Here is a 19,824-nt window from a genome sequence, read left to right as displayed (position 1 = left end):
ATTCTCTTCACCATTTTGAGCCGGAAAACCCCATTTTTTGACGACGAGCCTCAATCTCGTCACCATTTTAAGCCGAGAGATGCTCAAGTTTAGCGACGAAATTAGAATGGGATTTATTCAAAAAAGAACGCTCAAATTGCATCTCGGTAAAGTCCACACGATATTTGTTGAAAATCTTTTCATCAAACCTTTTTGGGCGCTAATCAAAACATAAAATATAAGTAATTTTCTAATTTTATTTGCGAAACGGTCTCGCAAACATAATTTCCGGCTTTGACCGATTTTATAAGGAAAAATTGCCATGAATCTCATATAATCATCCTACTCTACCACCGTCACCCCATATTCCTTAAACCATACATGGAACTGGGCGAGGAAGGCGAGAAGCTGTGGACCGGTCATTAGTTGCCCGAACCAAGGGACGTCAAATTTTTCCCCACCGGACTGAACCAATTCCAAAAGCGTTTCTTTCTTGAAAAATTCATGGAGTGGAGAACTTTTGTCTGCTAAAATACTTTCAAGCCACCGGATAACTCCTTTTGTATAACCCGGATTATGGGTTTTCGGATACGGACTTTTTTTACGATAAAGGATTTCATTTGGTAAAATGTCCTCCAAAGCCTTCCTCAATATGCCTTTTTCATGACCGCCCAATGTTTTCATTTCCCATGGAATATTCCAAACATACTCGACTAGCCGGTGATCGGCAAACGGGACGCGGACCTCGAGGCTCGCCCCCATACTCATCCGGTCTTTCCGCTCAAGCAAGGTTGTCATGAACCATATCATATTTAAATAGAATAATTGCCGGCGCCCCACCTCATCAGCAGATTCTCCATTGAGTAGCGGCGTTTCTGTTACCGATTCTAAGTACCGAGCCTCGATATATTCATTGATGTTTAATTTTTGACGCCACCCTTCACTCAATAAATGATTACGAGCATTAATTGATCGCATCCACGGAAATTGGCTGGATGAAAGCTCATGTTTTTTATGAAACCACGGATAGCCGCCAAAAATTTCATCGGCACATTCTCCTGAAAGACTTACAACAAAATCCTTTTTTATTTCCCGGCAAAACCATAACAAGGAAGAATCAATGTCTGCCATTCCGGGTAAATCACGGACAAGGACTGCCTCTGTTAAGTATTCAACAAGCTCATCATTGGAAATTACACATCTATGATGGACCGTATGAAATGTATCTGACATCAACTGGATGTACTTAGCATCTGAGTTTGGTTGAAATTCAGTTGCATGAAAATACTGGTCATTCCCTTCATAATCAATGGAGTACGTGTGAAGTCGGCCTTTTCCTTCTTTGGCAAAATGCTCCGCCGCAATCGCGGTAATTGCGCTGGAGTCCACACCGCCGGACAAAAATGTACAGACCGGCACATCGGAAACAAGCTGACGAACAACGGCATCTCTCACTAGAGAACGTACCTTTTCAACCGTCTCATCCACAGAATCCGGGTGTGGCTCACTTTTCACCTGCCAATAACGCCAAACTTTCAAGCCATCCCGGGTAAAAGTGAGGGCATGGGCCGGGCGCAATTCCATGACTCCTTTAAAAATGCCATGTCCGGGAGTATGGGAAGGTCCTAAAGCTAAGACTTCCGATAATCCGTCAAAGCCAATTTTTGCCTCAACATCCGGATGGGCAAGAATCGCTTTTATTTCCGAACCAATAATTAAAGAACTGCCCTTTTCACTGTAAAAAAATGGTTTTACTCCAAGCCGATCACGCGCTGCAAAGATTTTTTCTTCTGCTTCATCCCAAATGACAAAGGCAAAAATTCCGTTCAAATGGCGGACACAATCTTCCTTCCATTCAATATAAGAGGTAAGTAACACTTCTGTATCCGAATGGCCTTTGAACTGATGGCCTCTTTTTATCAACTCTCGCCGAATGTCTTCAGTATTATATAACTCACCATTATAAATCATTGTATAGGTTTTGCCTTCAAATATTTTTGTCATCGGCTGCCGGCCTCCGATTGGGTCGACAACAACTAATCGTTTATGACCGAAAGCGACATGTGAATCAATAAAAATATTTGTGTCATCGGGTCCGCGTTTTGATAATGTTTCCGTCATCTTTCTTACCGTATCATATTCACCTTTTAAATTTTTTCGGAAGTCAATCCAAGCTGTAATACCGCACATTGATAAACACCCCTTCTTTGCAACGATAAAATATTTTATTTTTAAAGGGATAAAAATGTGCCTATAGGAAAAAATTTCCTGTTAACAAAACTACCATTGGATAAGTTTGCGATTTGATCAAAACGAGATATTTTTCAAAAGATAAGCCTAAAAAATCAAATAAAAGTTAAGAAAACTTGATAATGTGATTCAGATGTTTTACCATACAGAAAGGTAAAGGAAAAAAGTGGCGATTCATGCGAGGAAACTTTACATAATATTTTGACTTATCGGGTTGAATCCCATTAATTAAGGAGATGAAGGAATGAGCGAAAAAATGTATCCACAATTTACTCCGGAAGTGCAAGCAAATGAAATTGTCGCTGAAATGGTGACCAATCAAGGGACAATTAAATTGAAATTATTTCCTGAATATGCGCCAAAAACAGTGGAAAATTTCGTTACCCATGCAAAAAATGGTTATTATGAAGGGATTATTTTCCATCGTGTGATTAAAGAATTCATGATTCAAGGAGGAGACCCGACCGGAACAGGTATGGGTGGGGAAAGTATTTACGGTCATTCGTTTGAAGATGAGTTTTCCCCGGACTTGTTCAATTTCCGCGGGGCTTTGAGCATGGCGAATGCCGGACCGAATACGAACGGAAGCCAATTTTTTATTGTACAAAAACAAGATATGGATCCGGTTTTGCCGATCAAATGAAACGTGCCGGTTATCCGGATGAAATTATAGAGCATTATCAACAAAACGGCGGGACACCATGGCTCGATTTCCGTCATACTGTATTTGGGCAAGTTATCGAAGGGATGGATATTGTTGATAAAATCGCTACCGTTCCGACCGGTGCCGGAGACCGTCCAATTGATAATGTTATAATTGAGAAAATTACTGTCGCCGAATAATAATATGGAAGGGTCGACTATTTGTATCGGTAGCGACCCGATTTCCTTTTTTTGGCCAGGAAAGTATAAATTTTTCAATTTCTACTTTCCTAACGCATAAGCCCAACTACGGCTCTGCCATCGCCTTAAGGCTCGGCAGTCGCCGAGTTTTCTTTACAACGTATCTGAAAAATTGCTATAATTATAGAAATTGAACGAATATTAGGGGTGTTTTAGGATGCTTTATCTCTATTTTCCGGAAGATAAATCAGAATATATTCCGGCGCTAATTTCATTTACGATCTTTTTGATTTTCTGCATCCTCACTTTTCGTTGGATTATTAAATACTCAAAAAAGGAAGAACTGCGGACAAAGGAATTAGAAGAGCAAATTAAACAGAATTTGGATGAAACGGGGAGAAAACGGTGAAGGGGTTGTCCGGAAAGTAGAAATCCCCTAATAAACATATGATGTTTCAATCTTTTAAAGCATGAAAGGGGCATCCAAAAGTCGAAAAAATGACTTTTCGGACACCCCTTTTATTTATGCTGTATCAGATTTTAAAGGACAAATACAGGCGAATTTTCGAAAAAGTATTCGAGACCAATTTTATAAAAATCTGCATCGAGCCACTCTATAAGTTCTCGCAAAAGCTTGTTCATCGAGCCACTCTACAGTCAAGTTTTCTGGCGACCTCGCTTTAAACCAAGTTTAAGATAAAGCCTTTTTTAAACGTCCCAGCCCATCTTCCAGCAATGATCGCGGGCAGCCGATATTCATCCGGACAAATCCTTCACCCTCGACACCATACTTGCCGCCCGGTTCCAAAGCTAATTTTCCTTTTTCTACCAACAATTTTTTTAAATCGTTGTCAGATAACCCGAGGCTGCGACAGTCAATCCACAGTAAATACGTTCCTTCCGGGGAGATGGCCTTCACCGACGGAATTTCCTGTTCAATAAACTGCAGCGCATAGTCGCGATTGTCTTGTAAGTAGGTAAGCAAGTTTTCAAGCCACGCTTCACCGTGTTTATATGCGGCTTCTAATGCGACGCGACCAAATATGTTTAGTCCGTGAAAACTAATTTTTCCTTGCACACTTTGCACCTTTTTACGCAATTCAGCATTGGGAATGATCATTAATGACGCCTGCAAGCCCGGAATATTAAACGTTTTACTCGGTGCGATGCAGGTAATGGTCAATTCTTGTAAATTCGAGCTTAAACTGGCAATCGGAATATGTTGATTCGGTTTATAAATAATGTCGGCATGAATTTCATCTGAAACAATTTTGGCGCTATATTTATGACAAAGGTCACCGAGTTTCTCCAACTCTTCTCGACGCCAAACACGCCCGACCGGATTATGCGGATTACATAAAATAAACAGCTTCACCCCGGATTTTAATTTTGCTTCAAAATCTGCAAAATCAATTTCATATTTTCCGTTATGTAAAAGTAATGGATTTTTCACAACGATGCGGTGATTATTTTCGATCATATGATAAAAAGGATGATATACCGGTGTTTGAATTAAGATTTTATCGCCTTCTTCCGTCAAAGCCTGGATGGCGAAACCCAAAGCGGTAACGACACCGGGACTGGGAAGAAGCCAATTTTCTTCAAGATCCCATTGGTACCGCTTATGAACCCAATTTTTTACAGCTTGGAAAACATCCGGTGAAGCTTGCCCATATCCAAAAACACCATGACGGGCCCGCGTTTCTATGGCTTCAGTAATTTCCGGCGGCGAGGCAAAGTCCATATCGGCCACCCACATAGGCAGCAGGTCATCCGTACCATAAATGGTTTTTAAAGCATTCCACTTCACGGAGTCTGTACCTTTCCGTTCTATAAATGTATCAAATTCTTTCATGTTCATTCCCCCCATTTTTTCTCTAATCATAACACATTCAATTCGATTATAATAAATTGTTTATTCTGGTCTATCTGTAAAAAGAAAATGCCGGATTTGGCAAGCTACCCGATTGAGCCTGAGCAAAATTTAATCAGTTCAATAGCTGGTCAGAATAGATATCCGGTTTCCCGATTCAGCCACGCAAAGCCTTTATTTTTTTCAGTTGACCGGATTAGTATTAGATGTCCAGTTTTAACAAGCCACCCAAAACCTATATTATTGAATAAATTTTTTTATCAGTTCAACCGTTCGTTCTGGTCTTTCTTCAGGGATGAGATGTCCGGTTTTTGGCAAAATAACTAATTCTGAGTCCGGCAAATCATTTTTCAACCGTTTACCGACGATAATAGGTACGATTTTATCGGAATCTCCCCAAACAAGGAGGATCGGAGTTTTTATTTTTTTTAGAATTGGTTGCGGCAGATCATCTTCTCGGTCACGAATAAATTTTGCAAGGGCACGGAATATATTGTCATATTTGATAAAAGGCTCCAAATATCCTTTTACCATTTCATCGGTGATAATAGTTTTATTATAAACCACTTTGGCTAAATTTCCTTCAACACCGCCTGATTTGATTAACCATCTTTTCACAAACATACCGGAAAACGGCAAATAACTGAGGGCAATAAGCGATTTTCGAACCTGTTTTAAATACGCGGAACCTGCCAATAAGACCGTCTTTTCAAAAGTTTCCGGACTTTGATAAAGCATATGGAGGCCAATTTGTCCGCCCATCGAATGACCAATGATGGAAACATTTTTTAAGTTTAGAACATGAATTAATTTTAACAGCGATGCAGTTATATTTTTATAAGAATAAGTGAAGTCCAACGTTTTTCCACTATTGCCAAAAGGGGGGAAGTCAACTGAAACAATTTCATATGAATCCATTAATTCAGGAATTACGTAGCGAAAACTAAAACTTGATGATAGGAAACCATGAATGAAAAATAGGGTTTTTGTTGCATTTCGGTTTTGATAATGTTCGTAGTAAAAATCAATTCCATTAATTTCTCTGACATTAACGTAGTTTTTCGTGTTGATTAATGGGGTAACCACAATTTTTTCCCTCCAGAAGCTAAGTTGTTCGGATAAAAGGCAAATAAAAAAGGACAAACCAAAATAGGTTGTCCACATCAAAAAGGGGGGAATACTTGAAAGCCTAGTAGTTGTAGTCTAGCCTTAAATGACTAAATATATACATATCTTGAAAAAAATTCTTGATTAATGAAGTATTTTTTGTTCATTACAGCAATCGATCAGGTCTGAAATTGGAATATCCAATACACTGGATAAATTAAAAAGGGTATCTTGATCAGGGGTCATTTGATTTTCTTCCAACTGTTGAACCATTTTTAAACTTTTTCGAATCCGCATTGCCAGTTCTTCTTGAGACATATTAAAATTTTCCCGACATTCCATTATTTTTTGTCCAATTGTAAGCATCTTTCTCCCCTCCTATTGTCATATTTCTAAGTTAATTATACTATAATTTGTTTCTTGATTGCATTTAAAATAGTGACATTTTTTAGAAATTTAAACTTATTAAAATTGCAAGAAGTTGTTACCAAGTTTTGAAAAACAATTTTGTATATGGTAAAATATTATAATGGATTTTAGACTTAGGAGTGTTTTCATGAATGAAAAAATTGAAGTGGGTAGTATTGTAAAAGGAAAAGTTTCAGGGATACAGCCGTATGGTGCGTTTATTGCAATCGGTGAGGATCGGCAAGGACTTATTCATATTTCTGAGATAACCAATGGGTATGTAAAAGATATTCATGATTATTTAGAAGTAGGCGATGAGGTTTCTGTTAAAGTTATAGCGATTGATGAAGAGAGCGGAAAAATTAGTTTATCATTAAAGGCGGTTACCGATTCGGACCATAATGAAAAAAATCCCCGTCATAAGGAATATAATAAAGATCATTTGGAAGAGTTACTTGCTTCATCCAGTCAAGGGTTTAATTCGCTGAAAGAAAAACTTACCGAGTGGATTGAAGAATCAAAAAAGAATGAAGGTATGATTCAGAAGAAATAGTCGCTGTATAAGGATTTAATTTCGTCGATTTGCTCCATGAAATTTTTGATGATTCGGAATATCGTTACTTTACAACAGTATAGTATATAGATGCTATACTTTTATTTGTTAAAAGAGGATTTCAAGAAGTTCGGGAAAAAGCTTGAGTTTTTCTGCAATTGGCTGTATGGAGAATTTATGTTTAGGGGCTTGTGGTGACGGAATTACCATTGCCAAACATGTTTAGGAAAGGATGGGGAATTTTTTGACGAGGAGCTCAAAGTTGACTGTTACAATGCCAAACGTGTCAGGATAAATATGGAGAATTTTCAGAGGAACTAAACTTTCCTGCAATTCTTGGCGCAATTTCCCTCCTTTTGAAGACTTTCGTTTTACATTTTAAAAAAAGTGTGAATTTCCGGCAAGCGGCATATGATTGCCCTGTTGAGCTCTCGTGAGGATATGATAAACTATTGAATGAGAGGGGGAGAAAAATGAAGGAACAATTATCCGAAAGATTAATGGAACTGGCAGATAAATATGGAGCTCATAATTATCATCCGCTACCGATTGTTATTGCGGAAGCAGAAGGAGTATGGGTAAAGGACCCTGAAGGAAAGAAATATTTGGATATGTTAAGTGCCTATTCTGCGGTTAATCAAGGTCATCGTCACCCAAAAATTATCCGCGCATTGAAAGAACAGGCAGATAAAGTAACACTTACATCAAGGGCTTTTCATAATGACCAGCTAGGGCCTTGGTGTGAAAAAGTTTCAAAATTAACCGGAAAAGATATGGTGTTACCAATGAACACCGGAGCCGAAGCAGTTGAAACGGCATTTAAAGCTGCAAGACGTTGGGCTTATGATGTGAAAGGTGTCCGGCAAAATCAAGCTGAGATTATTGCTTGTGAAGGGAATTTTCACGGAAGGACGATGACAGCGGTTTCCTTATCATCCGAAGAGGAATATAAACGCGGTTTTGGACCCATGTTGCCGGGAATAAAACGTATTCCGTATGGCGATATTGATGCGTTACAGGCTGCAATTTCACCAAATACTGCCGCTTTCCTGATTGAACCGATTCAGGGAGAAGCCGGTATTATCGTACCACCTGAAGGATTTCTTAAGAGAGCCTATGAAATTTGTAAAGAAAACAATATTTTGTTCATGGCTGATGAAATCCAATCCGGTTTAGGCAGAAGCGGTAAAATGTTTGCCTGTGATTGGGAAGGAGTCAAGCCGGATGTATATATTTTAGGAAAAGCACTTGGCGGAGGGGTTATGCCAATTTCTTGTGTAGCAGCCAATGATGACATACTTGGCGTTTTCAATCCGGGTTCGCACGGTTCGACATTTGGCGGTAATCCATTGGCCTGTGCCGTTTCCATTGCAGCCCTTGATGTAATTGTGGAGGAAGATTTACCTGCACGTTCATTAGAACTGGGGGAATATTTTATCGGTAAATTGAAGACGATTTCAAATCCCCATATAAAAGAAGTTCGGGGACGCGGCTTGTTTATTGGTGTTGAACTGGATGAACCGGCACGTCTGTATTGTGAACAATTGAAAGAGGTCGGGCTACTTTGTAAAGAAACCCATGAAAATGTTATTCGATTTGCCCCACCACTTATTATCACAAAGGACGAATTGGACTGGGCATTTGATAAAATTGAAAAAGTACTTCACTCTTGAAGCACTGTTTCCTTAACGTACTAAAAAAACCGGTTGGCATATAGCCCCGGTTTTTTTAGCTAATAGCAGGACTTTCCTAACGCTGCACTAGAGTGACTTCGGTAGCATTACCTCGCAAGCGAAAATGTTTTTTCGCTGAACTACGGCTCTGCTCTCGCATAAAGGCTCGGACGCCCGAGTTTTCTTTACTTTCAGATACGATATTATCTGGTTGTTCTTGGTTCAGCGGAACGTTCTACTTCTCCATTTGACATGAACAAGAGACCAAGATTAATTAACCCGGCAATACCAACAAGGCTGTAAACAATACGAGAAATTAACGAAGATTGTCCGCCAAAGATTGCGGCCACCAAGTCAAATTGAAATAAACCGATTAGCCCCCAGTTGATTGCTCCGATAATGGTTAACAATAGTGCGATTCGCTGTAAACCGCTCATAATTATCCCTCCAATAGTAAAAAATCATTTCATTAATAGAATGGTGAAAAAATAGAAAATCTATGCATGTGAAGTAAAAAAAACTTAATATAACTTGGTAAAACTTTATATTATAATGGAAAATAAGGAGGCGATTGATATGAGAAATTTTACATATTATAATCCGACAAAGTTAATATTCGGTCGGGGAACAGTAGAAAAACTACGAGATGAAGTCCCGAAATATGGAAAAAAAGTGCTGCTTGTATACGGCGGCGGCAGCATTAAGAAAAATGGTCTTTATGATCAAGTTGTCGGCATACTGAATGATATCAACGCGGAAATTTATGAAGTGAGCGGTGTTGAACCGAATCCAAGAATCTCAACGGTTCGAAGAGGAGTCGATATTTGTAAAAAGGAAGGGATTGAATTTCTTTTAGCCGTTGGTGGTGGCAGTGTCATCGATTGTACAAAAGCGATTGCGGCAGGCAGCAAATATGACGGTGATGCGTGGGACCTTGTTATTAAAAAAGCGCCTGTATCAGATGCCCTACCTTTTGGAACAATACTAACATTAGCGGCAACAGGATCAGAAATGAATTCCGGATCCGTAATCACAAATTGGGAGACAAAAGAAAAGTACGGCTGGGGATCCCCATTTGTTTTTCCAAAATTTTCAATCCTAGATCCGGTTAATACATTCACTGTTCCGAAAAATCAAACCATTTACGGTGTTGTGGATATGATGGCCCACACATTTGAACATTATTTCCACCTAGATGAAAATACGCCATTGCAAGACCGGATGTGTGAGTCGCTTTTACAAACAGTGATGGAAACAGCACCAAAATTACTCAATGATTTGGAAAACTACGAGTACAGGGAAACGATTTTGTACTGTGGAACGATGGCGTTAAATGGGATGGTGCAAATGGGCTTCCGCGGTGACTGGGCAACGCATAATCTCGAACATGCCGTATCAGCTGTCTATGATATTCCACATGGTGGGGGATTAGCGATTCTTTTCCCGAACTGGATGAAGCATAATTTACACGTAAAACCGGAACGCTTCAAACAACTGGCCGTACGCGTATTTGGGGTCGATCCAACCGGAAAAGCTGATGAACAGGTCGGACTTGCAGGTATTGAAAAATTACGAGAATTTTGGAATAGCATCGGTGCTCCAAGCCGCCTGTCCGATTATGGCATTGACGACAGCAAAATTGATTTGCTTGTAGACCGGGCTATGAAAAACGGGGAATATGGCAATTTCACGAGATTAAATGCAGAAGATACAGAAGCAATTTATCGGGCAAGCTTATAAATTTGACAATTCTTTAACAATACATACCGTTTTTCTTCCAAAGCTTGCCAATTCCATCTTCATTCGCTAGAGTAAAATAGAATAAGAAGTTACAGGAGGTTAGTTCTGACATGACACATATTCAATTTGATTATTCAAAAGCGTTATCGTTTTTTAAACCACATGAATTAACGCAAATGAAAGATTTAGTAAAAGTTTCACACCATGCCTTACATGAAGGAACCGGTGCCGGCAACGATTTTCGCGGCTGGATTGATCTGCCGGTTAACTATGATAAAGAAGAATTTGCCCGGATATTAAAAGCAGCTGAAAAAATTAAAAACGACTCCGATGTATTGATCGTTATCGGAATAGGCGGTTCTTATCTCGGCGCCCGTGCAGCCATTGAAATGTTGAATCATAGTTTTTACAATGCTATGCCAAAAGAAAAACGCGGTGGTACTCCGCAAGTAATTTTTGCCGGAAACAATATCAGTTCCAGTTATTTAACGGATGTGATTGATTTACTTGAGGGGAAAGACTGGTCCATCAATGTGATTTCAAAATCCGGTACAACGACGGAACCGGCTATTGCTTTCCGGATCTTTCGTAAACTTTTACAAGAAAAATACGGAGTGGATGAAGCACGAAAAAGGATCTATGCAACAACAGACCGGGCTCGTGGCGCTTTGAAAACTTTAGCTACGGAAGAAGGCTATGAAACCTTTGTTGTACCGGATGATATTGGTGGGAGATACTCAGTATTGACTGCGGTCGGACTTCTGCCTATCGCCGTAAGTGGCGTCAATATTGAAGAGATGATGAAGGGAGCAGCCAAAGCACGTGAAGATTTTGCCAGCTCGGAATTGGAAGAAAACCTGGCTTATCAATACGCTGCCGTCCGTAATATTTTATATAATAAAGGCAAAACCATTGAAATGCTCATTAATTATGAACCGGGTTTGCAATATTTCGCTGAATGGTGGAAACAACTATTTGGTGAAAGTGAAGGAAAAGACCAAAAAGGAATTTATCCTTCTTCGGCAAACTTTTCAACGGACTTGCACTCTTTAGGTCAATACGTGCAAGAAGGCCGTCGCGACATATTTGAAACAGTCATTAAAGTGGACAAACCTCGCCATGAATTGGTGATTGAAGCTGAAGACAACGATTTAGACGGTTTAAACTACTTGGCTGGAAAAACAGTTGATTTTGTCAACACCAAAGCTTTTGAAGGAACGATTTTGGCCCACACAGACGGAAATGTACCAAACTTAGTTGTGACAATTCCGCAAATGGATGCCTACACATTCGGTTACTTAGTCTACTTCTTTGAAAAGGCTTGTGCTATAAGTGGTTACTTACTTGGCGTCAACCCATTCGACCAACCGGGTGTTGAAGCATACAAAGTCAACATGTTCGCTTTACTTGGCAAACCGGGCTTTGAAGAAAAGAAGGCTGAATTGGAAAAACGTTTGCAGTCGTAATATATAGACTGGTAAGATGGTTGCCTAATTATCTGTGTCAACATGTCGATATTATTGGGAAAACCGGATGCGATAAATCAATGTATTCGGTTTTCATTTTTTTAGCAAAAATACTGAGGTGCCTTAAAAAATACAAGAATTTTGGGTAAGGATACAATTATGTTATGATAAAATAATAAGTACGTGTTCACAATAAGGAAGAAGCGCATCCTTGGAATATCGGATGCAAGCTTATAAATTTTCTTTAAAGTTTTTGAACATTCTCTAAACAATAAAAACACTTGCGATTTAAAGGAAGGATTTCTATGTTTAAAAAATTTTTCAGCAAGAATACAACCATACCGAAAACGATAGAGTTAAAAGCATATGCTTCAGGTACTATCGTCAAATTAGAAGATGTACCTGACCCCGTTTTTTCAGAAAAAATGATGGGGGATGGAATTGCGATTGAACCAATAGAAGGGAAGATCGTATCGCCTGTGGATGGAGAAATAATTCAAGTTTTCCCGACAAAACATGCAATAGGCATTAAAACCAATAATGGTGTTGAAATTTTAATTCACATCGGCTTGGAAACAGTTGCTATGAATGGTGAAGGATTTAATGCCCATGTTAGCCAGGGAGAAAAAGTAAAAGTTGGCGATGTTCTTGTAACATTTGACCTGGAGTTGGTTAAGGAAAAGGCAAAAAGTACAATCATTCCAATTATCATAACAAATACGGATAAAATGGAGAAAATTGAAAAACCGATTTTATCCGGAAAAGTGCAAGCAGCGGATCAAGTTATCCTAACGGCATCCGTATTAAATTCTTAACTGAAAAATCGATTTTTCTTTAAACAAAAGGGCTTTCTTGATACAGAAGGCCCTATTTTAATCTTTTAAAATCCCCGTAAGCTAAGCCCCCAAGTTTAAGGGTTTAAGATAGATTGGGGGTGCCGCATGTGTCGGGGATAACGACTTCCCCTTACGAATGTTGGACGTGTCAATTCCGAAAAAATTATTGCTGACGAACAATTACCAACAATTGATCGCTTGGTAACAATACTGTTTCTTTTGCAGGAGCAATTTCTGTTTTTTCTCCTCTTTTAAAACCAAGAAGAATTTTTTGTTCCTCTAGGCAAATGTTAACTGCAGATTCAAACGTATGTCCACTTAAACTTTTATCTTCAATAAAAGTTAGTTCTACCCCGTGGTACGTGTCGAGTAAATTTAAAATAGCATCCGATATGCCGTGAGAAAGCATGGTATGATTCATAACTGCACTTACTATTTTATTTGATTGGATGATTTCATCGGCACCTGCTCTTTTTGCATTAATCACTTGTTCATCGGTCAAAATTTCTGCAATGCAATAAATTTGCGGGACCAACCCTTTAATGGCCACAATAGATAATATCGTATTCATATCCGAACTGTATTCCGACATTGTTGGGTTGGCTGTGATTAAGATAAGACTCGCTTCTTTCACATTCGCTTGGTGCAAGATCGTATCAGACGTTGCGCTTCCTTTTATAAAAAGGACATTTGTTCCCTTTGCAAACGGACTTTCTTTTAAGGTGGAATCAATCAAAACAATAGATTGATTCGGATGAATTTTTTTATAGGATTCAATAATTTCCCGTGACCTCTCATTCCAACCTACAATAATAAAATGATGTTTCCAATGGACTTGGGCTGTTCCCTTTATTATGGCATTTTCTTTTTTAACAGTAGTTGAAGCAATGGCAGCAAAGTAAGAAGCAACGAGTCCGGCACCGGAAAAAATTAGTAGCATGGCAACGATTCGACCTTTCACTGTTCCAGGTACAAAATCACCGTATCCAACAGTCGAAGTTGTAACAATTGCCCACCAAATCCCGTCAAAAATGGTGGGAAAATTATCCGGCTCAATAAAATGAATGATCGTGCCAAAGGCAATTAATATAAAAATCACGATAAATAATAACCGAACAACATACGGAAAACGTAAAAACCAATTGAAAATATGCAAATTCATATACGTCTCCTCTTGTTGAAATATATAATATCCATTATCACCCTTGTCAAAAAAGTTTATTCTATATGTTGGTTTTAAAAAAATTTTGTTGACGATAAGCCTAATTTAGGAATATGATTTATCAATAAAAAATGTAAAAGAAAGGGTGTCTCATCTGGCATGTTCAAAAAGAAGGTTAAAAGTTTGCGGGAACTAAGCTTTGAATACCGGAGCATTTCTTTTTCATAAGCAAGACAAAAACTATTTTTCCTGACTTTTTGAATCTGCTCGAAAGAAAACCTACTTAATCAACTTTAAGGAAAGCATGGAGGGTTAATTAATGGAAGTCATTGATCTTCATTGTGATGCATTAATGAAATTATCAGAAGCAAAAGGAAAATTATCCTTTCGAAATAGTAGTGAATTGGATACAAATTTAACTAGACTACAAAAAGGGAAGATAAAAATTCAAGCTTTTGCGATTTTTATTGAGCCGAATTTGGAGTCTGATCAAAAATTCCAGGAAGCATTGGATCAGATAGATTATTTTTATGAAGAGGTACTTAGAAAAAATTCGGAAATGAAACATTTAAAATCTTGGTCTGACTTTAATCATTTACAGGATGGGGAAATCGGTGCTTTTTTAACGTTGGAAGGGGTTGATGCAATCGGTAATGACTTGAAAAAGCTGCGAACATTATTCCAATTGGGTGTTATGTCGGTTGGCTTGACATGGAATAATGCCAATTTAGCTGCCGATGGTGCCGGAGAACCGCGAGGCAGGGGTTTGACATTATTTGGAAAAGAAATTGTTTATCTTAATAATGAAAGGAGAGTATTTACCGATGTTTCCCATTTATCGGAGCGAGGGTTTTGGGATGTGATGGAGTTGGCGGAATACCCGATTGCCAGCCATTCCAATGCAAAAGCACTATGCGACCACCCGCGGAACTTGTCAGATGAACAGGCAAGAGCGATGTTTGAAAAAGACGGTCTTATCCATGTTGTTTACAACCCGCCATTTATTACAGAAAATGGCAAAGCGAGTATTGATGATTTGATAAAACATATTGATCATTTTTGTTCATTAGGCGGGGTCAAACATATTGGTCTCGGATCCGACTTTGACGGAATTTTTCATAAAGTAAAAGGTTTGGAAAATACGGGGATGACACAGAACCTGATTTTAAAGCTGCTCAAGTACTATAAAGAAGAGGAAGTCCGTGGCTTTGCCTATCAAAACTTTTTGGATCATCTTCCTATAGTTTGACCCTAAGAACTTATAGACGATAGATCATTATTTACCGGAGGAATTAATTCTGATTTGAGAAAAATTGCCTGATTTTGTTGGGGAGACATATTCTCTTTGGCAATTTTGTGGGAATTGAGGAGGCCACTGAAAAAGTTCGAAATAATCTTGCTAAACACCGTATTTAGATGTATTCCCGAGTTTTATCATACTATATATTATGTTAGTAAAACTTTTTAAATCGTTTTTCAGTGGCCTCGGGATTGACCTGTTTTTTATTGAAGAGATGGTTTTTCTCGGATACTTTTTTGGTCACAAAGGACGCCACTGCAAAAGTACTAAATCATTATAAGATTACTTGCTTAACACTATATTAAAATGTATTTTTGTGATCTATCCTACTATATATTGAGCAAGTGAACTTATTCGAAATGTTTTTCAGTGGCCTCGTTACAAAGGGGTCTATTGGTGAAGAGGTTTTTTACTCTGTCATTTTTGCGTTCTCAAATACTTATTTTGTTGAGGTAAACGTTTTCGCACTTAAGGGTTTATAGATGCGCCTCTTCTTCAGAAATATTCCGTTTTCAAACACTTATTTTGTTGAAGAGACGTCTCTTACTGCCACTTTTTCAGATTCAAATTTCCCGATCCGGCAAATTTTCGAATCATTTTCAAATACTGTCACTTTTCCGGACTCAAATGCTTATTTTGGATAAAAGAATGAATGGGGATTTTCAGATCATTCTTTGTCCATGAAAATAGCCAATGGCTTCATTGGGTTTGACCTTGATTTTTTATTGATATAACTGATCACTCTCTCCTTCTGTCGGGTTCTCATGTTGACTCATGTATTGCTGGAATTGCGGGATATCTTCCGGTACAACTTGATACATAGCGCCTATCTTAAGCGTCATCGTTGAATCTGCCGGTTCCAATGGGTAGTAACCTTTCTTTGCCATGTACTGCCAAACATCATAGGCATGGGAGCAACTCATCATAAAAGCAGTTTGGCAAAACGACCGAATTTCCGGATTCGCCATTTCCATTGCCGACCAAGCATATTCTCGTCCGGCTCGTTTTAAGGTTAACAGGTAGGCAGTTACCATTTCCCGGTCATTAAAATTCTCCACGACCGTTCTCGGCTGAACCGGTGGATACATGCTTAAATTTGAACTCGTTAAGTCTTCAAGTGTTGTGTTTTCTTTAAGTAACGGCAACTCCTTATGGGCACCCGTCGCTTGATTTAGAAACTCCACCTTCATATTATAATCCCTGATATGTAGCGGAAAATGACGTTCCAATATGGCTTTCAATTCGGGATCTTGGACATGTTGAAGCATGTAAGCCATATTGGTTATCGAATTCACACAGCTCATCGTTAGTTCATTGAAATCGTGTAATTCATGTGCAGCCAGTTTCACAAAATTTCCTCCTCGAAAAGATTTTTACATCCCTATCTTGATTCAACAAAAAATTTCTGCACTAATTAATTTTCTAATTGAAGTGGGAAATCTTGGAATCAGCTAAATTTGGCTTCAATATGATGTGGAATAACCACTGAGCGACATCTAACCGCTATAGCCGCTTGTCTCAATCAGGCTCCAATGCAATGTGGCATAACCGAAAAATATAAAGGTAAGTATGTGTACTGTCCGGAAACAATCAAGGGCGGAATATTAGGTTTAATGTAAAAACATACTGAAGATGATTTTAAGGAACACTATACTTGGAGGTGATCATGTGTCCAAAAGAAAAGCAGATTCATCAACAATTGGTTTAAATTCACCGGAAACGGAAGGGCAAGGAACAACGACGAGGGAAACAGGAAGGAAAAAGGCGGACTCATCAAGAAAAAAAGCAAAGCGGTATTAGTACAGTTATAAAAGAAGATGGCTTGTCATTTTAAGCCATCTTCAAAAAACTTATTTTTCCAATAAAGCCAAAGATTCTCGATTAAAAGCAGGCAAATCATCCGGTGTACGGCTTGTGACCAATTGATTGCAGCAAACTACAACTTCTTCGTCAACAAATTTTGCACCAGCATATTCTAAATCGACTTGAATCGATTTATATCCGGTCACTTTCCGTCCTTCTAATGCTTTTGCAGTAATTAGTAATTGTGGTCCATGGCAAATCGCAAATACCGGTTTTTTCGCATCCATAAATGCTTTCGCAAATTGAACGAAGCGGTCGTCGGCACGTAGAAGGTCAGGGGAGAAGCCGCCCGGAATCAAGAGTGCATCAAAGTCCTCAGGTTTTACGTCATCGATGGAAGCATCAACCGGAACTTTTTCCCCATGTTTTCCGACAACGGTTTTACCTTTTTCTGTTTCAATAACCGTTAACTCATGGCCGGCTTCTTTAAACGCTTGAGCCGGGGATGTATATTCAATATCCTCAAATTCATCAGTAAGAACTACAGCAATTTTTTTACTCATTAATATCACCCCATGCCAATTTTTTATAATGAATAGTATTTCCCTTCAGCTGTTTCCCATACAAAGCCAAAAGGAAAAATTCGACGAGGAATGTTCATAATAGAACAATCTGCCTTACACTACTGTAGTATAAACACTAGTGATAAAAATTTCAAACAAAGCAACTTATTGAATTGGGGGAGGGTTTGGAAGTTTGACAGTTGACAACCAAAAAAATTAGTAAATGCCTTAATACGACTTTCCTAAACTTGGCAAATTAAAAGATAAAATATATTGTAAGGGTTTTTAAAAAACGTACAAATTACAAAGAAATTAAATTATGTTATAAATTTATTAAAAATAAAAATTGACAAGGCCAAGAGTAACAGTTTGCTTACTCCAGCGGCCATAAGTCATCATTAAAGCGTTCTTTACCATATCCAGCTATTGTCCAAATTAATAATGCATCTTTTCTTTTCCCTCCTGTTTCTTTAATTGTTCGAACTAAATCTTCAATACGAACGACTTGAATAGGAGATGAAAAGTTCTCATTAATGAATGATTGTTGACCCGTTTCATCTGAAAGAAAGTAGGGAATATTTACTGTCTGGGCAAACGCAATCGACACGATTTCTCCCCAATGATTTCCATTTTCTCTTGTATTTTTTACTCGTCTCAATTTTTCAATTGTATTTTCGTAAATGGTTAATGCTAGCTTCCCCATCTTAGCTATTGTCTCTTCATTAACAATTTCTGCACGACTTTTTTGAATTAGGGCATCAATCTGATTCTTTGCTCCTCTTGGCGATAATACCTCATTTTCATATACATACTCATGAATCAGTAGCTTACCAATATAATTTGGCAGTATATCTTCTAGTATATTGTACTTCTTTATTCTCCCAACCTTAATAGCAAAGTCTGCATCTAGTATGGCAACTGGCCAAATGTATGTGTTTGAATTATTCATCTAATTCCTCTAACAGTTTATCTATTTCATCTTCTGTTGGGAGGTTATTTGGTAAATCGATGTCAAAATCCTCAGGTTTTTTATTAATGAGAGATAATAGATTTTTCAATCTTTTGGGGGATATAAGTCCTTCTTGATAGAGATCACATGCATCTTTGGCTAAACCTTCATAATGAATAATTGGTCTTTCAACCTTTGGACTGTCTAATTGCAATTTTTTACGAATTAATTCAACGTTTGGTTCTTTCCATAATTGTTCCATTAGAGTTTTGTCGATAAATTTTATTTCAAAAAGTCTCCGAACCATCGTTTTATATGGAACTTGGAAAACATGAGACAATTCAACAACTTGATTAGCGGTAATAGCATTTTTTTGGATATCTAAAAATAACAATTCCTGTTCTAATACGTGTTTTGGAACTAATAGCATGGCTGCAAATAAATTCGCCCGTAATTCTCGTATATTGTCTGTTTCGTCATTTAATATTTTACTCTCTAACATTTGGGGATTTATAAGGTATTCTTTATCAAACCAAATATGATATAGTTCATGGGCGGCTGCAAAATTCTGTTTATCTGTAGGTATTTGACTATTTATATAAACAAATAAACGACCCTTTTTTTGACAGACAAATGCACACAATTCTTCATCTGAAAATGGGGATTGCAAGAGGATGGCTTCTTTTCTAATTATACTAAAAACCTCTTTACCAAGTATCCTTGAAGTTTTATGAAGTTCATTCAATTTTCCATTTGCCTTCAATTCAATTTCTTCCATCTCTGGTTCTGTTAAAAATGAAATCTTAGTCACGGTCGATGCTCCTTGTTTTTTTTAGTTCTTCCAATTCAATCATTTCATCCATGACGTAGTCTAAATATTGAAGGTGATGTCTTATTTTTGCATTCTCTGTTTGATTCATCATAAATAGTATGGGATCTTCAATGACATTCGTTTCTGATTCATGGTGAACTAGTTCATCGACAGAAATATTCATGACATCTGCAATCTTTTTTATTTCCTCAATATTTGTGGCCTTTTGTCCTTTAACAATCTTGCTCATTACTTGTTTGGAAACACCAATTCGTTCAGCAAATTCTGTTTGACTTATTTGATGTTTTTCAATGTAATGAATTATTTTTTCTCCAATTTCCTCAAAAATTGTTTTCATTCTACATTCCTCCCTAAACTATATGATATCCAATTTTTCATATTCAAGTCAACAATTTGTTTACTTCATGTAAATATTTGTATTCTAACTGTTTACTAAGAGATCTGATTTCAAATGTTTTGGGAAGATATGGTAAAGTGGTCAATAGAA

The 19,824-nt window shown here is 37.9% G+C and carries 19 protein-coding genes and 1 pseudogene; 9 read left to right on the top strand and 11 right to left on the bottom strand.

The features are described from left to right. Window positions 1-321 precede the first annotated feature (321 nt). A complete protein-coding gene (gene asnB / locus NSQ14_RS14415) occupies window positions 322-2,169 on the bottom strand; it encodes an asparagine synthase (glutamine-hydrolyzing) (protein ID WP_041845249.1) in 1,848 nt (615 codons plus the stop codon). 316 nt (window positions 2,170-2,485) lie between these two features. Here asnB and NSQ14_RS14410 point away from each other — a divergent pair. Together NSQ14_RS14410 and NSQ14_RS14405 are read left to right on the top strand one after the other, a co-directional pair. Then, window positions 2,486-3,072 (top strand): annotated as a pseudogene (locus tag NSQ14_RS14410) (peptidylprolyl isomerase). A gap of 217 nt (window positions 3,073-3,289) precedes the next feature. Further along, window positions 3,290-3,481 carry a hypothetical protein gene (locus NSQ14_RS14405; protein ID WP_108898534.1) on the top strand — a complete coding sequence of 64 codons (192 nt, stop codon included), beginning with the start codon at window positions 3,290-3,292 and terminating at the stop codon, window positions 3,479-3,481. 282 nt (window positions 3,482-3,763) lie between these two features. On the opposite strand, the gene NSQ14_RS14400 is transcribed toward NSQ14_RS14405, so the two are convergent. The 3 genes from NSQ14_RS14400 to NSQ14_RS14390 form a co-directional block, all read right to left on the bottom strand. Then, window positions 3,764-4,933, bottom strand: a complete 1,170-nt coding sequence (locus tag NSQ14_RS14400; RefSeq protein ID WP_041845250.1) for a MalY/PatB family protein — start codon at window positions 4,931-4,933, stop codon at window positions 3,764-3,766. Window positions 4,934-5,185: 252 nt separating this feature from the next. Next, window positions 5,186-6,031 (bottom strand): alpha/beta hydrolase, encoded by an 846-nt coding sequence (locus NSQ14_RS14395; protein WP_342020510.1) that lies wholly within the window; start codon window positions 6,029-6,031, stop codon window positions 5,186-5,188. Window positions 6,032-6,196: 165 nt separating this feature from the next. After that, entirely contained in the window at window positions 6,197-6,418 is a 222-nt protein-coding gene (locus NSQ14_RS14390) for a helix-turn-helix domain-containing protein (protein ID WP_034772034.1), read from the bottom strand. A 190-nt stretch (window positions 6,419-6,608) separates the two neighbouring features. Between NSQ14_RS14390 and yugI the strand changes: the two genes are divergently transcribed. Further along, window positions 6,609-7,013 carry a S1 domain-containing post-transcriptional regulator GSP13 gene (gene yugI, locus NSQ14_RS14385; protein ID WP_034772032.1) on the top strand — a complete coding sequence of 135 codons (405 nt, stop codon included), beginning with the start codon at window positions 6,609-6,611 and terminating at the stop codon, window positions 7,011-7,013. Window positions 7,014-7,486: 473 nt separating this feature from the next. Beyond that, window positions 7,487-8,686: an ornithine--oxo-acid transaminase gene (locus tag NSQ14_RS14380; protein WP_216407547.1), complete on the top strand. Its 1,200-nt coding sequence runs from the start codon at window positions 7,487-7,489 to the stop codon at window positions 8,684-8,686. A 203-nt stretch (window positions 8,687-8,889) separates the two neighbouring features. Here NSQ14_RS14380 and NSQ14_RS14375 read toward each other — a convergent pair whose 3' ends face one another. Further along, window positions 8,890-9,123 (bottom strand): DUF378 domain-containing protein, encoded by a 234-nt coding sequence (locus tag NSQ14_RS14375; RefSeq protein WP_034772028.1) that lies wholly within the window; start codon window positions 9,121-9,123, stop codon window positions 8,890-8,892. Between the two features lie 139 nt (window positions 9,124-9,262). Between NSQ14_RS14375 and NSQ14_RS14370 the strand changes: the two genes are divergently transcribed. From NSQ14_RS14370 to NSQ14_RS14360, 3 genes are all read left to right on the top strand, one after another. Then, window positions 9,263-10,426 carry an iron-containing alcohol dehydrogenase gene (locus NSQ14_RS14370; RefSeq protein WP_034772026.1) on the top strand — a complete coding sequence of 388 codons (1,164 nt, stop codon included), beginning with the start codon at window positions 9,263-9,265 and terminating at the stop codon, window positions 10,424-10,426. Window positions 10,427-10,536: 110 nt separating this feature from the next. Further along, complete coding sequence (locus NSQ14_RS14365) at window positions 10,537-11,892, top strand: glucose-6-phosphate isomerase (RefSeq protein ID WP_034772024.1); 1,356 nt, start codon at window positions 10,537-10,539, stop codon at window positions 11,890-11,892. 305 nt (window positions 11,893-12,197) lie between these two features. Next, window positions 12,198-12,707, top strand: coding sequence for a PTS sugar transporter subunit IIA (locus NSQ14_RS14360; protein WP_041845253.1), 510 nt, complete (start codon window positions 12,198-12,200; stop codon window positions 12,705-12,707). Between the two features lie 184 nt (window positions 12,708-12,891). On the opposite strand, the gene NSQ14_RS14355 is transcribed toward NSQ14_RS14360, so the two are convergent. Further along, window positions 12,892-13,890, bottom strand: a complete 999-nt coding sequence (locus NSQ14_RS14355; RefSeq protein ID WP_342020509.1) for a potassium channel family protein — start codon at window positions 13,888-13,890, stop codon at window positions 12,892-12,894. A 319-nt stretch (window positions 13,891-14,209) separates the two neighbouring features. Here NSQ14_RS14355 and NSQ14_RS14350 point away from each other — a divergent pair, with 319 nt between their 5' ends. After that, complete coding sequence (locus tag NSQ14_RS14350; RefSeq protein ID WP_342020508.1) at window positions 14,210-15,139, top strand: dipeptidase; 930 nt, start codon at window positions 14,210-14,212, stop codon at window positions 15,137-15,139. Window positions 15,140-15,912: 773 nt separating this feature from the next. On the opposite strand, the gene NSQ14_RS14345 is transcribed toward NSQ14_RS14350, so the two are convergent. Further along, entirely contained in the window at window positions 15,913-16,539 is a 627-nt protein-coding gene (locus NSQ14_RS14345) for a spore coat protein (protein ID WP_041902272.1), read from the bottom strand. Between the two features lie 319 nt (window positions 16,540-16,858). On the opposite strand from NSQ14_RS14345, the gene NSQ14_RS14340 reads away from it, so the two are divergent. Beyond that, a complete protein-coding gene (locus tag NSQ14_RS14340; RefSeq protein WP_342020507.1) occupies window positions 16,859-16,990 on the top strand; it encodes a YuzL family protein in 132 nt (43 codons plus the stop codon). A gap of 50 nt (window positions 16,991-17,040) precedes the next feature. Here NSQ14_RS14340 and NSQ14_RS14335 read toward each other — a convergent pair whose 3' ends face one another. The 4 genes from NSQ14_RS14335 to NSQ14_RS14320 all read right to left on the bottom strand — a co-directional run bounded on the left by NSQ14_RS14335 (window position 17,041) and on the right by NSQ14_RS14320 (window position 19,674). Next, window positions 17,041-17,556 (bottom strand): type 1 glutamine amidotransferase domain-containing protein, encoded by a 516-nt coding sequence (locus tag NSQ14_RS14335; protein ID WP_216407534.1) that lies wholly within the window; start codon window positions 17,554-17,556, stop codon window positions 17,041-17,043. Between the two features lie 373 nt (window positions 17,557-17,929). After that, complete coding sequence (locus tag NSQ14_RS14330) at window positions 17,930-18,505, bottom strand: hypothetical protein (RefSeq protein WP_041847905.1); 576 nt, start codon at window positions 18,503-18,505, stop codon at window positions 17,930-17,932. After that, window positions 18,498-19,283 (bottom strand): ImmA/IrrE family metallo-endopeptidase, encoded by a 786-nt coding sequence (locus NSQ14_RS14325; RefSeq protein WP_152617983.1) that lies wholly within the window; start codon window positions 19,281-19,283, stop codon window positions 18,498-18,500. Before NSQ14_RS14325 ends, NSQ14_RS14330 begins: the two co-directional genes overlap by 8 nt. Before the next feature lie 25 nt (window positions 19,284-19,308). After that, window positions 19,309-19,674: a helix-turn-helix domain-containing protein gene (locus tag NSQ14_RS14320; protein ID WP_052480297.1), complete on the bottom strand. Its 366-nt coding sequence runs from the start codon at window positions 19,672-19,674 to the stop codon at window positions 19,309-19,311. Window positions 19,675-19,824 lie beyond the last annotated feature (150 nt).

The sequence above is a fragment of the Caldifermentibacillus hisashii genome (genome assembly GCF_039654145.1).
In the GTDB taxonomy this organism is placed as follows: domain Bacteria; phylum Bacillota; class Bacilli; order Bacillales; family Caldibacillaceae; genus Caldifermentibacillus; species Caldifermentibacillus hisashii.
This window is presented reverse-complemented; position numbering and strand designations above follow the sequence as displayed.

Coding starts and splice junctions, on each gene's coding strand:
- asnB (WP_041845249.1), bottom strand. CDS start 2,169: ATGTGCGGTATTACAGCTTGGATTGACTTCCGAAAAAATTTAAAAGGT.
- NSQ14_RS14405 (WP_108898534.1), top strand. CDS start 3,290: ATGCTTTATCTCTATTTTCCGGAAGATAAATCAGAATATATTCCGGCG.
- NSQ14_RS14400 (WP_041845250.1), bottom strand. CDS start 4,933: ATGAACATGAAAGAATTTGATACATTTATAGAACGGAAAGGTACAGAC.
- NSQ14_RS14390 (WP_034772034.1), bottom strand. CDS start 6,418: ATGCTTACAATTGGACAAAAAATAATGGAATGTCGGGAAAATTTTAAT.
- yugI (WP_034772032.1), top strand. CDS start 6,609: ATGAATGAAAAAATTGAAGTGGGTAGTATTGTAAAAGGAAAAGTTTCA.
- NSQ14_RS14380 (WP_216407547.1), top strand. CDS start 7,487: ATGAAGGAACAATTATCCGAAAGATTAATGGAACTGGCAGATAAATAT.
- NSQ14_RS14375 (WP_034772028.1), bottom strand. CDS start 9,123: ATGAGCGGTTTACAGCGAATCGCACTATTGTTAACCATTATCGGAGCA.
- NSQ14_RS14370 (WP_034772026.1), top strand. CDS start 9,263: ATGAGAAATTTTACATATTATAATCCGACAAAGTTAATATTCGGTCGG.
- NSQ14_RS14365 (WP_034772024.1), top strand. CDS start 10,537: ATGACACATATTCAATTTGATTATTCAAAAGCGTTATCGTTTTTTAAA.
- NSQ14_RS14360 (WP_041845253.1), top strand. CDS start 12,198: ATGTTTAAAAAATTTTTCAGCAAGAATACAACCATACCGAAAACGATA.
- NSQ14_RS14355 (WP_342020509.1), bottom strand. CDS start 13,890: ATGAATTTGCATATTTTCAATTGGTTTTTACGTTTTCCGTATGTTGTT.
- NSQ14_RS14350 (WP_342020508.1), top strand. CDS start 14,210: ATGGAAGTCATTGATCTTCATTGTGATGCATTAATGAAATTATCAGAA.
- NSQ14_RS14335 (WP_216407534.1), bottom strand. CDS start 17,556: ATGAGTAAAAAAATTGCTGTAGTTCTTACTGATGAATTTGAGGATATT.
- NSQ14_RS14330 (WP_041847905.1), bottom strand. CDS start 18,505: ATGAATAATTCAAACACATACATTTGGCCAGTTGCCATACTAGATGCA.
- NSQ14_RS14325 (WP_152617983.1), bottom strand. CDS start 19,283: ATGGAAGAAATTGAATTGAAGGCAAATGGAAAATTGAATGAACTTCAT.
- NSQ14_RS14320 (WP_052480297.1), bottom strand. CDS start 19,674: ATGAAAACAATTTTTGAGGAAATTGGAGAAAAAATAATTCATTACATT.